The 14,030-nt window shown below is 30.8% G+C and carries 14 protein-coding genes; 6 read left to right on the top strand and 8 right to left on the bottom strand.

The annotated features are described in order from the left end of the window. The first annotated feature begins 54 nt into the window (after positions 1–54). Both AC0L3M_RS04945 and AC0L3M_RS04940 read left to right on the top strand, forming a co-directional pair. Positions 55–1,818, top strand: a complete 1,764-nt coding sequence (locus tag AC0L3M_RS04945) for a hypothetical protein (protein WP_473432039.1) — start codon at positions 55–57, stop codon at positions 1,816–1,818. A gap of 242 nt (positions 1,819–2,060) precedes the next feature. Further along, positions 2,061–3,110 carry a T9SS type A sorting domain-containing protein gene (locus AC0L3M_RS04940; RefSeq protein ID WP_473432038.1) on the top strand — a complete coding sequence of 350 codons (1,050 nt, stop codon included), beginning with the start codon at positions 2,061–2,063 and terminating at the stop codon, positions 3,108–3,110. Positions 3,111–3,163: 53 nt separating this feature from the next. On the opposite strand, the gene AC0L3M_RS04935 is transcribed toward AC0L3M_RS04940, so the two are convergent. Genes AC0L3M_RS04935 through AC0L3M_RS04925 form a run of 3 tightly spaced genes read right to left on the bottom strand, consistent with a single transcriptional unit; the run spans position 3,164 to position 4,954 of the window. After that, positions 3,164–3,640, bottom strand: coding sequence for a GNAT family N-acetyltransferase (locus AC0L3M_RS04935; RefSeq protein ID WP_473432037.1), 477 nt, complete (start codon positions 3,638–3,640; stop codon positions 3,164–3,166). Positions 3,641–3,642: 2 nt separating this feature from the next. Further along, on the bottom strand, positions 3,643–3,933 hold the full coding sequence (locus tag AC0L3M_RS04930; RefSeq protein WP_473432036.1) for a hypothetical protein: 291 nt from the start codon (positions 3,931–3,933) through the stop codon (positions 3,643–3,645). Beyond that, complete coding sequence (locus AC0L3M_RS04925) at positions 3,926–4,954, bottom strand: formimidoylglutamase (RefSeq protein ID WP_292944970.1); 1,029 nt, start codon at positions 4,952–4,954, stop codon at positions 3,926–3,928. Before AC0L3M_RS04925 ends, AC0L3M_RS04930 begins: the two co-directional genes overlap by 8 nt. A 94-nt stretch (positions 4,955–5,048) precedes the next feature. On the opposite strand from AC0L3M_RS04925, the gene AC0L3M_RS04920 reads away from it, so the two are divergent. Continuing rightward, entirely contained in the window at positions 5,049–5,933 is an 885-nt protein-coding gene (locus AC0L3M_RS04920) for a chromosome partitioning protein ParA (protein ID WP_473432035.1), read from the top strand. A gap of 100 nt (positions 5,934–6,033) precedes the next feature. Here the strand turns inward: AC0L3M_RS04920 and hutI are convergent, their stop codons facing one another. Continuing rightward, positions 6,034–7,269 (bottom strand): imidazolonepropionase, encoded by a 1,236-nt coding sequence (gene hutI / locus AC0L3M_RS04915; RefSeq protein WP_473432034.1) that lies wholly within the window; start codon positions 7,267–7,269, stop codon positions 6,034–6,036. Between the two features lie 157 nt (positions 7,270–7,426). Between hutI and AC0L3M_RS04910 the strand changes: the two genes are divergently transcribed. Further along, positions 7,427–8,017 (top strand): Crp/Fnr family transcriptional regulator, encoded by a 591-nt coding sequence (locus AC0L3M_RS04910; RefSeq protein ID WP_292944979.1) that lies wholly within the window; start codon positions 7,427–7,429, stop codon positions 8,015–8,017. Positions 8,018–8,170: 153 nt separating this feature from the next. Here the strand turns inward: AC0L3M_RS04910 and fumC are convergent, their stop codons facing one another. Together fumC and AC0L3M_RS04900 are read right to left on the bottom strand one after the other, a co-directional pair. Further along, positions 8,171–9,568 (bottom strand): class II fumarate hydratase, encoded by a 1,398-nt coding sequence (gene fumC, locus AC0L3M_RS04905; protein WP_292944982.1) that lies wholly within the window; start codon positions 9,566–9,568, stop codon positions 8,171–8,173. A 149-nt stretch (positions 9,569–9,717) separates the two neighbouring features. Next, positions 9,718–10,023, bottom strand: a complete 306-nt coding sequence (locus AC0L3M_RS04900) for a winged helix-turn-helix transcriptional regulator (RefSeq protein ID WP_292944985.1) — start codon at positions 10,021–10,023, stop codon at positions 9,718–9,720. A 130-nt stretch (positions 10,024–10,153) separates the two neighbouring features. On the opposite strand from AC0L3M_RS04900, the gene AC0L3M_RS04895 reads away from it, so the two are divergent. After that, positions 10,154–10,666 carry a VOC family protein gene (locus AC0L3M_RS04895; protein ID WP_473432033.1) on the top strand — a complete coding sequence of 171 codons (513 nt, stop codon included), beginning with the start codon at positions 10,154–10,156 and terminating at the stop codon, positions 10,664–10,666. A 140-nt stretch (positions 10,667–10,806) separates the two neighbouring features. Continuing rightward, complete coding sequence (locus AC0L3M_RS04890; RefSeq protein ID WP_162874834.1) at positions 10,807–10,980, top strand: hypothetical protein; 174 nt, start codon at positions 10,807–10,809, stop codon at positions 10,978–10,980. Between the two features lie 147 nt (positions 10,981–11,127). Here the strand turns inward: AC0L3M_RS04890 and AC0L3M_RS04885 are convergent, their stop codons facing one another. Beyond that, positions 11,128–13,548 carry a TonB-dependent receptor gene (locus tag AC0L3M_RS04885; RefSeq protein WP_473432032.1) on the bottom strand — a complete coding sequence of 807 codons (2,421 nt, stop codon included), beginning with the start codon at positions 13,546–13,548 and terminating at the stop codon, positions 11,128–11,130. 86 nt (positions 13,549–13,634) lie between these two features. Continuing rightward, the gene (locus AC0L3M_RS04880) at positions 13,635–14,012 is read right to left on the bottom strand and encodes an arsenate reductase family protein (protein ID WP_145001818.1); all 378 of its coding nucleotides are present in this window, start codon (positions 14,010–14,012) and stop codon (positions 13,635–13,637) included. Positions 14,013–14,030 lie beyond the last annotated feature (18 nt).

The raw sequence follows: 14,030 nt of genomic DNA, 5'->3' as shown, positions 1-14,030 counted from the left end.
AAATAAAACACAATTCGGTTTTTAGCAAAAGCTAATCACCTAAATTATAGATATATGATTAAAAAGTATTGGAATCAAGGCGGAAAGCAAAAAGCAGTTGTAATTATTGTAGCAATAATTGTAATTGCATTATTGTTTTTTTTAAGAGACGATTATCAGCCTGTATTGTTATTTATCCGTAAATATATTTTTGTCATTTTATTAAGTGCAATACTATTATTTTTTGGACTTCGTAGCTTCCGAAACTCGGCATCTATAGGTAAACGTCTAGGTATCCTGGCAGGATTATTGGTCTTTTTTGGAGTGCTTTACACAGCAGGTTGGCACTATCAATTGTACGATTATATGAAAACGTATAACGTATTTAATAATTTAAATAAAGTTGAAATTAACGAACTACCTTTAACCCAAAACGAACGCATTCAGCCTTTACGAAACATTTTTTCTATGGCTAATGAAAGCGTCGGAGAAACCAAAGATGTCTCATTACCACATTTAGTAAGAGTGGATGACGAGAACAAATGGACTATGGCGATTCAACCTACTGAAAAATATGTGTGGCAAGGGATTAGTGATAATACAGAAGAAGTGTTTTCAGTCTCAAGTACGACACCTTTTCCTCGTTTCTCTAACGAAAACCGAATTTCAACCACATTTTCTATTGGTGAATCTTTAAAATTTAGCAGAAACACATACAATGCAGTAGTACAACGTTTTAATCCTTGGATGCTATTTAATTACGAACCAAGTGACACGTTTTATATGAAAAATGACAACGGTCAATGGGTGGAAGTGGTAAGTTTAATTAAATGGAAAGGTTTTTTCTTCCCTTATCCAACCTTTGGAGGTGTAATGGTAATAGATAGTGGTGCACATGATTTTAGCGATTATATTGAGCGTGTTACGATAGGTAAAGGAACCTTTATAGCACCAGAAGATATGAAAAATCATCCTTATTTAACACGTCAAAACACATTATCAGAAAAAGTATCACGTTTACAAGCCGAATCGCTTAAGTTTTTAGGTGGATTTAGTGATCCATTACCTTGGAACATGGAAACAGCTGTTAAGATACCTAATCTTCCGGATGATCAAAACCAACAACCATTTGTGACGGATTTTGATTTTTCAGACTCAAAATCTGATGCTTATAGTGGTTTGTATCATTGGTTTGGTCTGGAGCCTGTTGGCGATGAGCGTACAAGTTTAACGTTTAGCGTGTTTGTGCCAGCTGATGGAACAAACAAACTATATTATTATGATCATGCCTCAAAAAAACAAGGTTATGCTGGTGTTTCGGCAATGCCTTTAAAGGTTATTGAATCTAGAAAAGAATATGATTGGTCTGTAAATAAGCCTGTCGAGTTTAGACCATACATTAAAAATATAGCAGGTCGTAAACGTATGTTTTTTTTAGGGACTATATCTTCAATAAAAGCAGAAGGAGCACAATTTGATGGTTCTGCAACACCAGATTTAGCTTTAATTGATAGCGAATATAGAGATGTTGTTTGGATAGATGCCAAACACCCTAGCCAGTGGGAAAAATCTGTTTACGATCAATTAAATGAAGCTTGGCGAGCAAGTGAAGGTATTGATGATTATTATATGGACGATGAAAAAGCAGTAGAAGCTATAATGAAAGATTTAAACGATCAATTTATAGCTATTGATACTACAGATTTAAAAGGTAACACCATAAAAGAAAAAGAATCTCTAAAGACTTTACAGCGTAAATATGACTCTATAGTCAAGCAAAGAGAAGCAGACGATATTGCTAAATTAAAACGCAAAATAGACTCGTTGGAAAATAAGTAAAAAACTAATTAATTATATTAAGCCTGTTTATAATATTGCTATTGTAAACAGGTTTTTTATTGTAAGAAAAAAACGACCAATGGTAATTAAATTGGTACAAATGGAACTTTTTTTAACCTTTTTAAATATATTTTTGCAACTGCAATAATGTAGCTATTATTTCAATTTTTATTAAAATCTAATTAAAAACCCCTTTCCTAAATTTTGCCGAAAATTAATTTTTAAGGCTTAAAAATTCGCTTATGAAACAAATTTACAATTTATTATTTTTAGTGTTTGGTATCTTTACAATCAATGCTCAAACAACTGTTGTGACAACTGGTACAACTAACCCTTATAGATTATCATTGTCTGGTAACGACTTGTACATATCAGAGTTTAATAGTGGTATTGTCTCTAAATTGGATATTACTGCTCCATTACCAACGACTAAATCAAATGTTATTACGGGATTAAATAGACCAATGGGTATTGTTGCAACAGGTAACTTTATTTATGTGGCAGAACATTTTGGTAATAAAATATCTAGAATTGATATTTCTGCACCAACAGCAACTATGTCAACAGTAATTTCTGGTTTAAATAATCCAACAGGATTAGCTATTAAAGGAGACGAACTTTATTATGCAGAAACAGGTAGCAATTCAATCTTTAAAATAAACCTAACAGATGCAGTGCCAACTGCTGTTTTAGTTGCTAACGCATTTAATGCACCTTACGGAATCTTTTTTAAAAATGATATACTGTACATCGCTGAGTTTTCCGGTAATAAAGTGTCCACACTTGATGTAGCTTCAGGTGCAACAACAGGTACAGATTTTATTACTGGCTTTAATTCTCCTATAGATTTAACTATAAGTGGAAACACGTTATATGTAGCAGAGTATGCAGCAAATAAAGTTTCAAAAGTTGATATTTTAGCAGCAGTACCAACTAAGGAAGATTTAGTGTCTGGAGTACAAACTCCTATTGGTTTAGCAGCTAATACTAGCGAAGTTTATATAGCTGAATTTGATGCAAATAAAATTTCTAAATACAACTTACCGACTTTATCTGTAGATGGGTTTGTTTTAAGCAAATCGTTACAATTATATCCTAATCCTTCTAGCAAATTTATTAAAGTGTCTAACATGGAAAAAGCTTTAAACTATACTGTTTATAATAGTTTAGGACAACAAGTGTTAAAAGGTAAAGTTGAAAAAAATGAAAGTATAGATATTCAGAATTTATCTAGTGACTTATACCTATTTAAATTAGAAGATGGTAATACTTTAAAGTTTGTTAAAAAGTAAACGGTTACTTAATATGTTATAAATTAAAAGCACTAAATTTTTTAGTGCTTTTTTTATTTTTTTAAGTCAAATTCCATTTTTATATCAGCACGTTTATATGGTGTGTTTTTTTCTAACACGACTTCTTTAAAACCAAACTTATGATATAAATAAATGGCATTTTCTAATTTACGATTAGAGTAGAGTAGTAGTCTTTCAAAGTTTTTGGCTTTAGCAAAATTAATACAATGCTCTAGTAGTTGTTGACCAATTTTATGACCTCTTAAACTAGGTGATACAGCCATTTTTGTTAATTCATAACCAGCTTCATTTTTTAAGGGCATGAAGGCATAAGTACCAACAATTTGATCTTCAAATTTGGCAAAAAATATATAACCACCTTTGTCCATGATGTATTGGTCAGGTTTGCTTAAAACCTCTTCGTCATAAGGTTCAACATAAAAATAGTGTTCTAACCATTCTCTGTTGAGTACGTAAAAATCCTTGGCGTATTTTTTATCAAAAGGGATAATGTTAATAGTAGGTTTCATTTTTACTTTAAAATATAAATTGTAAATAATAACAATAAAATTGAAATTACAGATATAAAAAAGGTTAGGTTAAATATAGACTTGTCTGCTACTTTTTTTCTAAATAAATCAACAATCATCCAAATAGGAATTGCAATACTTAAACCTAAAGCAGGCATGATCATAACACTTGATAATGTTGTAAACCAATTTAAATCAACTTGATTAATATGTAAAAAAAGAAGTGTAATTATAAAAACAAATACTAGTAAAGCTAATGTTAGTCTAATGTATTCTATTTGTAGTTTAGTCATTTTTATTAGAGTTTGAGCGTATAAAATCTGTAATTAAATAGCTAATTAGTTTACCAACTTGTGAGGCCTTTTTATTTTTAGCTACAGCTTCACAGATATGTAAATATTTAACATTGTCAAGTGCAGCAAAATAATGTAAAAATTGTCTTGTTTTTTCTGCTGAAAAGCCACTAGATGTTTGCGCACTACTAGGAGTGTTTATAATAGCATCGCAATCTATTTCAATTCCAAAATGGGTTGTATTTACATGTTTTTTGGCACGTCGTAATTCTTTTTTAAATTTTGAATTTTGTCTGACAGCTAGTGCTTCATAAGTATTAAAATCTAAATGTTTATTATCTTTAAATTGAGTAAATACTTGTGATGATGTGTAATTTTCGTGTAACCCAAATGCAAAATAGCGTTTTAAAAAACCTTCAGCGTAAGCGTAACTAAAACCATTACCACTATGTCTACCTTCTAATGCTCTAAAATCTGTATGTGCATCAAAATTAATACTATTTATGGGTTGTTTTAAAGCTAGACTTGTACCTTTTATCATTCCATAAGCATTATTGTGTCCACCACCAATTGCGATGGGTATTTTACCTGCTTTTACAATATTGGACACTAAATCTACAACGTGTGTATCCATTTGAGCCACTAATTTTCTGGCTTTAGCGATATGCTTAGGATCATCTTGATTTAATTTAGAAAGCTGTTTTTGCTCTTCTGTAAAATCTAAATGGCCAAGGACCAAAACATTTTTGGCATTAGTAAAAGCATTGCTTTGGATATTTAACAAAACTTTAATTGTAGCATCCCAAGCGGTTGAAGTGCCTGATTTTCCTAGATTTGCAAACACACCAATAGCTTCTGGTATACCAAAAATAACGTACTTGACGTCCAAAGGTTTAAGAGAATCGTATATATTTGAAACGCTGGTTAACGTGTTAGTATGTTCTCCAAATTTAGTTTCGCCAAGACGAGTATTTAGTAGATTATTTATAATTGAGTTATCAAATAAAACTAATTTATCCATTTACTTTTTATGTAGTTTTGAAAAATTAAAATTACGTTTTTATTATTAAAAAATAACTAGAAAATTAACGATTACCATTTAAAAACAAATAATTATGGCAAATAAAACAGCAAGTACAGGTTTGAAGGTTGCATTAGGTATAGCCTTAGCTTTATTTATCGGAACCGGAATTTATACATCGACTTTGTATAAAGACAAACAACAAACTGAGCAGCAATTAACACAAGAAAAAAATGACGTTTTAAACGACTTAAATACAATGGTTGCTAAATATGATGTCGCTTTAAGCGAAAGTCAAGTGACTAACCAAAATTTAGTAGAAGCTAGAGAGCGTATTCAAAGTTTAATAGACTCGTTAAAAGTATCGGAAAACAACGTTAGTAGTTTATGGAAATACAAAAAGAAGTATTTAGCATTACAGGATGAAATGGATGTTTTATTATCTGAAAACGATAGATTAAAAGTAGAAAATATGCATTTAGCGACTACTTTAGATAGTACTAATATTAGATATGAAGAAAGTAGAATGTTTAATGATTCTCTAGTTGTACAAAATACAGCGCTTGCTGAAGTAGTAGAAAATGCTGCAGTTTTAACAACAGCAAACTTAAAGGGTTTTGGAGTTATTGAACGTAATAATGGTAAACTTATTCCAACAGAAAGAGCAGGAAGAAGTGATAAAATTAGAGTATGCTACACAGTTGCTAAAAATAAATTAGTACAGTCAGGAGATAAAGAATTGTATGTACAAGTTATAGATCCTAAAAACAATATATTAGGTGTAAATCAACAAATTAAGTTTGGTGAACAAACACTTAATTATAGTATTATAAGTAAGTTTAATTACGAAAATGGAAATCTAGATATCTGTGAATTTATAGTAAATAGTACAGATGATGATTTTGAAAAAGGACGTTACCAAGTAAACGTTTTTAACTCAAACGAATTGGTTTCAAGCTCTGAGTTTACACTTAGATAATAGCTTGAACTAATATTAATTGTTTATTCCATAACAAAAAACCTGAAGGCTAATGCGTTCAGGTTTTTTTATATTTAAAACATAAGGTACTTATGGTTTACTAGATTATTTCACCATTAATTATTACTATTTCTATATGGTTATCACCAAAAGCATAGGGTAAATAATTATAGCTTGATATAGGTTTAGTAATTATTATATTAGCTTTTTTTCCTTTGGTAATACTACCATATTGTTTTGATATTCCCATTGCATAAGCACCATTTAGTGTTGCAGCATTAATGGCTTCTTCAGGCGTTAACCTCATTTTTATACATGCAGTACTTACAACAAAATTCATATTTCCAGAAGGTGTTGAGCCAGGATTATAATCCGTAGCTAAAGCTAAAGGTAGTCCAGCATCAATTAATTGTCTTCCTGGTGTGTAGGGTATACTTAAAAAGTAAGAGCAAGAAGGTAACGCAACTGGCATTGTATTACTGTCTTTTAAAGCATTAATGTCTTCGTTATTTAATTCTTCTAAATGATCAACACTTATAGCATTGTGTTTTACAGCTAAAGCAATACCTCCAAAAGCATTAAATTGATTAACGTGTATTTTAGGAATTAAATTATAGTCTTGTCCAGCCTTAAGTATTTGTGCTGTATCGTCTAAATCAAAATATCCCTTTTCACAGAATACATCAATATATTGCGCTAAATTTTCTTTAGCAATTTGAGGTAACATGTCATTAATTATCTGATCTAAATAACCTTGTTTATTATCTTTAAACGCTAATGGTAATGCATGAGCACCTAAAAAGGTGGCTTTAACTTTTATTGGAAAATCTTTTTTAAGTCGTTTTATAACACGTAGCATTTTAATTTCTGCTTCAGGAGTTAAACCATAACCAGATTTTATTTCGATTGCACCTGTACCCAAACTCATAACAGCTTTAAGTCGTGTAACAGATTGGTTATACAGGTCATCTTCACTAGTGTCCTGCAGTGTTTTTGCGCTATTTAAAATACCACCTCCACGATTAGCTATATCTTCATAACTTAAACCATTAATACGATCTACAAACTCTTGAGATCTGTCGCCAGCGTACACAATATGTGTATGCGAGTCACACCAAGTAGGTAAGACCAATTTACCTGACGCATCAATAATTTGGTCCGCATTTATACCTTTAACGTCAGACATCTCTCCATAATCTACGATTGTGTCATTATCAATTAATAGGTAGGCGTTTTTTATAGTTGGTAATTCCTTCATTTGTAAACCAGAAACTTTTAAAATAGTTTCATCTCTTACTTGAAGTAATTCCTTGATATTTGTAATAAGTATGGTCATAATTGGGCAATAATTTAAGTTCAAATATAGATAAAATGCATAGTACTGAATAATTCTTTTTGCATTACTTATTATATTAATATTAATGCGCTACATCGAAAATTTATAGGCTTCATCATTTAAAATGATACATTTAACCTGTGTGTAAATAATTATTATGGTAGCTGAAAAGCCAATGTATTACAATGAAATTAAATCTTATATAACATCATTTTATCCAATATCCGAAGCGTCTTTTAATTTGGTTTATGAAATTGCTCATATTAAGCAAGTTAAATCGGGAACTGTTTTAGTAAATATAGGAGACGTTCCTAATAAAATATATATGATAAATAAAGGGGTTATGCGCTCCTATGTTAGATTAGAAAATGGGAAAGAGGTAACAAAATCAATTTTTGTACCCAGAATTATTTTAGCGTCATTTCGTGCGTTAATTAATCAAACGCCTTCTGAGTGTATTTACGAGTCTTTAACCGACTGCGAAATTTACGAGGTTGACTACTTTAAGTATAAAGCACTTTGTGAAACTAATGCAGAGGTACTTGGTTTTCATGCTAAGTTTTTAGAACAATTATTGTGTCAGCATGATGCTAAACATATTGAGCTACTAACAATGAATGCGAAGCAGCGTTATTTAAAATTAAGAAAAGTTATACCAAATATTGATAATTTGATACCGCAATATCAAATTGCAAAATTTTTAAGTATCACTCCAGTGCAATTAAGTAGGATTAGAGCAAAACTATAGTATTTATTAACATATGTTAATGAATAGAAATTTAATTAGTTATAAACTTGTAATGGTTATTTAAAACCATCCCTATTTATAATTAATAACTAACTAACAAAAAACCGATAAGTAAGCTTATCGGTTTTTTAATTTAAGATATATTATAATGTACTATTTTAAAGCACCAACCATGTCTTCTGGTTTAACCCACTCGTCATAATCTTCAGCAGTTACATAGCCTAAGTTAACAGCTTCTACTTTTAAAGTTGTTCCGTTTTTATGCGCTGTATTAGCAATTTCAGCAGCTTTATAATATCCAATTTTAGTATTTAAAGCAGTTACTAACATTAATGAGTTATTAAGTAATTCTTTAATAACTTCATGGTTAGGTTCTATTCCTGCAGCACAGTTTACATCAAAACTAACACAAGCATCACCAATTAATTGCGCAGATTGTAAAATATTTGCAGCCATCATTGGTTTAAATACATTCAATTCGTAATGTCCTTGTGTACCACCAACAGTAATAGCAACATCGTTACCCATTACTTGTGCACAAACCATTGTTAACGCTTCGCATTGTGTTGGATTTACTTTTCCTGGCATGATAGAACTTCCTGGTTCATTTGCTGGAATAATAATTTCGCCTATTCCAGATCTTGGTCCTGAAGCCATCATACGTATATCATTAGCAATTTTGTTTAATGATACAGCTAATTGCTTTAAAGCACCATGACTTTCTACAATTGCATCATGTGCTGCTAATGCTTCAAACTTATTAGGAGCAGTTATAAATGGTTGTCCAGTAAATTCTGCTATATATTCTGCTACACGTTTAGAATACCCTTTAGGTGTATTTAAACCTGTTCCAACAGCAGTACCACCTAAAGCTATTTCGCTTAAATGAGGCAAAGTGTTTTCTAAAGCTTTTAATCCATGGTCTAATTGAGAGACATAACCAGAAAATTCTTGACCTAAAGTTAAAGGTGTTGCATCCATTAAATGGGTACGACCTATCTTAACAACGTTTTTAAAAGTTTCTGATTTCTTTTTTAAAGTATCACGTAATTGTTTTACACCTGGAATTGTTGTTTTTACAATCTTAGTATAAGCAGCAATATGCATTCCTGTTGGAAACGTATCATTTGATGATTGCGATTTATTTACATCATCATTAGGTTGGATAGTTTTTTCGCCTTCTCCAACAGTTTTTCCTGCAATTTGGTGTGCTCTATTTGCAATAACCTCATTAACATTCATGTTAGATTGCGTTCCAGAACCAGTTTGCCATATTACTAAAGGAAATTGATCATCATGTTGACCATTTAAAATCTCATCACAAACTTTAGCTATAAGATCTCTTTTTTCAATTGGTAAAACACCAAGTTCGCAGTTGGTATAAGCAGCAGCTTTTTTAAGATACGCAAAACCATATACCACTTCTAAAGGCATAGAGGCTACGTTACCAATTTTAAAATTATTTCTAGAACGTTCTGTTTGTGCACCCCAAAGCTTATCTGCAGGTACTTTAACTTCGCCCATGGTATCTTTTTCTATTCTATATTCCATTATAAAGATTGATTAATTTTAAGATTACGAAATTACGAAAATTGTAGAGTTTAATATCCTCTGTTTATAAAATTTTATTAAAAATAACTTTGGTGAATTATAGTAGAAAAAAGACCAATATTGCTAGTTTTTTTATTGATTAATTTTAGTTATACGACGTGTTTATAATCTTCTAAACCCCACGTATCCATACTTTTTAAAATAGTCTCTAATGATTGTCCGCGTTTACTAAGTTTATACTCTACTTTAGGAGGAACAACAGGAAAAACGGTACGTATTATTAAGCCATCTTTTTCCAATTCTCTTACCGTTTGAGTAAACATTTTGTTAGAGATGCCTTCAATCTTACGTTGTAACATTCCAGAACGTAAACCACCATCTAATAAGTGAAACAATATTAAGGGTTTCCATTTAGTACCAATCAAACCCATGGTATAATTTAAAGGACATTTCATTATTATAATCTAAATATTAATTATATGTTTCTTATAATCAATAATTTACTCGTTTGGGTAACTATGTTACTTTTAAGTAAGTTATTGCCTATAAGGCAAATATATAGTAATTTTGAAAAAAATATAAATTATGGAAACAATAAAAAATTATCCAAAATCATTTTCTCATGTAGGCATAACGGTTCCTGATATTAAGGAAGCTGTTAAATTTTATTCTGAAGTTATGGGATGGTATGTAATTATGGAACCGTCTATTGTTAAAAAAGAAAAGGAAACAGCAATAGGGCAGATGTGTATAGATGTTTTTGGAGATGATTGGACTACTTTTGAAATTGCGCATTTAGCTACGTCTGATGGAATAGGAATAGAATTATTTTCTTTTCCAAATGGTGTAAAGGAAGCTCCAGAATTTAGTCCTTTTAATACGGGTTTATTTCACTTTTGCGTTCAGGACCCAAATATTGAAGCGTTAGTTGAAAAAATTGTGGCGTTTGGAGGAAAACAAAGAATGCCAATTAGAGCGTATTATCCAGAAGACAAACCGTTTAAAATGTGCTACGTGGAAGATCCATTTGGTATTGTGTTTGAAGTGTACACACATAGTTACGAATTAACGTACTCATCAGGTGCATACGCTAAGTAAAAATCGACTAATATCTGAAGTAATAAAGGATAATTTATAAGGTTATTAACAACTATGTTAATAATTTTTGACTTTGTATTGTATAAAAAACAAGTTTACTTTATCTTTGCAGTAATAATAAACTAGAAATTAAACACATTATGTTCGAATTTGACCAATATTTAGGCTTTTTAGCATTTTTAACTATCTTAACCATAGGGTTTTGGTTAATGATATTTTTAATAACTTTTGTAGTTCCTTATTGGATTGGAGGAAGTTTAATAGAGCGTTTAAACGAGATTAAAGAAGAGAAAAAAGCTAAGCGTAACGCTTAATTTTAATCAATTATATAAAAAAAGGGAAATTCTAACGAGTTTCCCTTTTTTGTTTTTACAATCTATTTTAGATACTAATTACTCAATCAAAAAAAATGTTGCTAATAATTATTAGCAACATTTTTATTTTTGTAAAAGTACGATATACTATCCTTCAAAATCATCGTCTCCACCATAGCTTCCACGTTCTACACGTTTTTTCTTCTGGTTAAATCTGTATGTAAAGGCTAAGTTAAAACTACGCTCTCTCCATTGGTACTCGCTGTAAGCATCAAAAGTTGGAGTAGAAGTGTTTTGTTGACGTTTTCTACTATTAAATAAATCATTAACGTTAAAGGCTATAGAAGCACTATCTCCAAATAAATCTTTACTAAAAGCCATAGTAGTTGTAAATATACCTTCAGATTTAGTTTGGGCATCTTCACTTGGGCCTCTATAATTTAAGTTAGTTTGCCAATCAATTTCTCCTGGTAATGTATATTTATTATTGATACGTGCAAACCAGCTGTTGTTTGTGTTGTCTAAAGATAATCCGTTTGGAGTTGTTCCTTTTGTGTCGTTTTGAAAAAAGTTGAAGTTACCATTAACTCTCCAATTTCTAGATGGGTTGTAGGTTAGTGTAAACTCAAAACCATACCTGTCTTCTGTTGCTAAATTAATAGGTGTACGTTGTATGATTGGTAACGATTCTCCATTTACTATAGCAGTATCTCCTGTATCAAAACTTACAAAATTAAATACGTCTGTAGCGTGTGCATAATATAATGACGAGTTAAATGTAAATTTTCCAAAACGTTTTAAGTAACCTAAGTCAAATTGACCAGAGTAACTTGGGTTTAAACCAGGATTACCTTGAAAATAATTAGTTACACTTGATCTAGAAGGAAAAGGATTTAAGAAAAATCCACGAGGACGTCTTAAACGTCTTGCGTAACCTAAAGTTAAATTTTCTCTATCACTAAACTCGTAATTAAGATTAACGGTAGGAAATAATCCTGTAAAGTTTCTTTTGTTGTAATCTCCTGTTGTAGGTTGATCAATAGTTAACTGTGTATTTTCTAAACGAAGACCTAATAAAAATGAAAATTTATTAATTTTAGTACCATATTGTGTGTATACAGCATTAAGATATTCTTTAAAGTTTAAAAGGTTAGTAAGATCTGTACTTAATTCAAATTGATTAGTATCTGTATCTAATAACTCTACTTGAAAGTCTGTAGATGTGGTGTTAAAATTACCTCTATAACCTGCTTCAAATTGGCTATTTTCACCAATAGGTAAAACGTAATCTGTTTGCAGTAAAATTTGTTGTTGATCTTCTAGAGTTGCAACACGTTCTGATATTACGTTATCTACTTGTACTAATGAGTTTTCGTTTTCTGAGCTATCTTCATATTGAAAATCAAAAGTTAAAACGTGTCCACTATCGCTATAATTTTTTTGAAAATTTAAAGCGTATTGTATTGTTTTGTCTTCTTCAAACTCTGGATCTAATCTAACGGTTGTAGACAGCAAGTTTCGGTTTGGGTCAAATTGTTCTAATAGGTTGGTCGTACTGTTTTCATCATCACTATCTCTGTACAAAACAGATGTTGTTAATGAAGCAGAATCGTTAACATACCATTCTACACCAAAATTAGTAGTAAGTCCTTTTCTAATACGATCAAAAGTATTTGTTTCGTCTAAAAAATTTCCAGATGATTTGTATTGTGTTGATGTAAACGAGTTTCCTGGAGCTTCTCTATAGCTGTAACCAGTAGTATTAAAGATATTAATATCTCCAGTTCTGTAATTTATGTTTCCATTAATTCCTGCTGAAGGATTGTAACCAACATTAGTTGTGATGGCACCATTTAAACCTTCTAACTTACTTCTTTTTAAGATGATATTAAGTATACCTGCTGTTCCTTCGGATTCATATCTAGCAGAAGGCGAAGTAATAACTTCAACTTTTTCAATAGATTCGGCTGGTAATTGTCTTAATGCATCGGTAGAATTTAATCCAACTAATCCTGATGGTTTACCGTTAATAAGGATACGTACGTTATCATTTCCGCGTAAAGCAACATTACCTTCAACATCAACAGATACTGATGGTACGTTGTCTAAAACGTCACTTACAGTTCCACCACGTACAGTTAAATCTTTTCCTACGTTGTATATTTTTTTATCCAGTCTAATTTCAACAGTTGTCTTTTCAGCAATAATTTCAATTTCATCTAAAGCTTCAGCATCAATGGATAAGTATTGCGTTTTAAAGGTTTGATTATCTGTTATGGATTTGTTTGGTAAAACTTCGGTTTTAAAACCAATATACTCAAAACTAATATTGTAGGTTCCTGATTTAATTTCGATTGAATAATTACCAGATGCATCAGTAATACCTCCAGAAAGATCTGCTGGATTAGTTGTATTTTTAAATACTACTGTGGCATACTCTAAAGGTGCATTGGTATCTTTTTCAAGTATTTTTCCTTTAATGGTTACCATTTTTTGATCATTATTTTGTGCCAACGCAAGATTCAGGCATAAAATTAATACGCAAAATGAAATAATTTTTTTAGTCATAAGTTTGGTTTTCTTAGTATGACCGCAAAAATACCGATAGGTTTAAGTAGGTTTGGTTAAAGGTTTGTTAAATAAAAAACGAGTAATTATAGTGTTGCTTTTTGCTGCGGAATGATATCAAAAATACGTTTTGCAGGTTTGCCTATTACAGCTTTTTCGCCATTTATAACTATTGGTCTTTCAATAAGATCTTGATACTCAATCATTATATCTATCAAGCTGTCATCATTAAACAGGTGACCATCATCTTCTAAATGTTTAAAGTTTTCTACCCAAATTTTACTTTCTTTTCTAATAAGCTCTTCAGGTTTAATGTTAAGTATGTTAATTATTTTAACAAGTTTAATTTTATCTAATGGCTTATCTTGATATTTTATGACCTCGTGATCGTGTTTATGTGTTTCAAGTATTTTTAAGCAAGCGTTTGAGTCTGAAGACTCAGGATTGTGATATATTACTATCATTAGTTTAAGGGAAATTTT

The organism is Olleya sp. KJ81-1 (assembly GCF_055808135.1).
Note: the sequence above shows the minus strand (reverse complement) of the source record. Positions and strands in the feature narration are given on the sequence as shown.

What these genes read in the sequence shown, in the direction of transcription:
- fumC (WP_292944982.1), bottom strand. Translation starts at nt 9,568, where the DNA reads ATGGAATATAGAATAGAAAAAGATACCATGGGCGAAGTTAAAGTACCT.
- AC0L3M_RS04920 (WP_473432035.1), top strand. Translation starts at nt 5,049, where the DNA reads ATGGCAAATAAAACAGCAAGTACAGGTTTGAAGGTTGCATTAGGTATA.
- AC0L3M_RS04940 (WP_473432038.1), top strand. Translation starts at nt 2,061, where the DNA reads ATGAAACAAATTTACAATTTATTATTTTTAGTGTTTGGTATCTTTACA.
- AC0L3M_RS04880 (WP_145001818.1), bottom strand. Translation starts at nt 14,012, where the DNA reads ATGATAGTAATATATCACAATCCTGAGTCTTCAGACTCAAACGCTTGC.
- AC0L3M_RS04925 (WP_292944970.1), bottom strand. Translation starts at nt 4,954, where the DNA reads ATGGATAAATTAGTTTTATTTGATAACTCAATTATAAATAATCTACTA.
- AC0L3M_RS04900 (WP_292944985.1), bottom strand. Translation starts at nt 10,023, where the DNA reads ATGAAATGTCCTTTAAATTATACCATGGGTTTGATTGGTACTAAATGG.
- AC0L3M_RS04930 (WP_473432036.1), bottom strand. Translation starts at nt 3,933, where the DNA reads ATGACTAAACTACAAATAGAATACATTAGACTAACATTAGCTTTACTA.
- AC0L3M_RS04895 (WP_473432033.1), top strand. Translation starts at nt 10,154, where the DNA reads ATGGAAACAATAAAAAATTATCCAAAATCATTTTCTCATGTAGGCATA.
- AC0L3M_RS04890 (WP_162874834.1), top strand. Translation starts at nt 10,807, where the DNA reads ATGTTCGAATTTGACCAATATTTAGGCTTTTTAGCATTTTTAACTATC.
- hutI (WP_473432034.1), bottom strand. Translation starts at nt 7,269, where the DNA reads ATGACCATACTTATTACAAATATCAAGGAATTACTTCAAGTAAGAGAT.
- AC0L3M_RS04885 (WP_473432032.1), bottom strand. Translation starts at nt 13,548, where the DNA reads ATGACTAAAAAAATTATTTCATTTTGCGTATTAATTTTATGCCTGAAT.
- AC0L3M_RS04935 (WP_473432037.1), bottom strand. Translation starts at nt 3,640, where the DNA reads ATGAAACCTACTATTAACATTATCCCTTTTGATAAAAAATACGCCAAG.
- AC0L3M_RS04910 (WP_292944979.1), top strand. Translation starts at nt 7,427, where the DNA reads ATGGTAGCTGAAAAGCCAATGTATTACAATGAAATTAAATCTTATATA.
- AC0L3M_RS04945 (WP_473432039.1), top strand. Translation starts at nt 55, where the DNA reads ATGATTAAAAAGTATTGGAATCAAGGCGGAAAGCAAAAAGCAGTTGTA.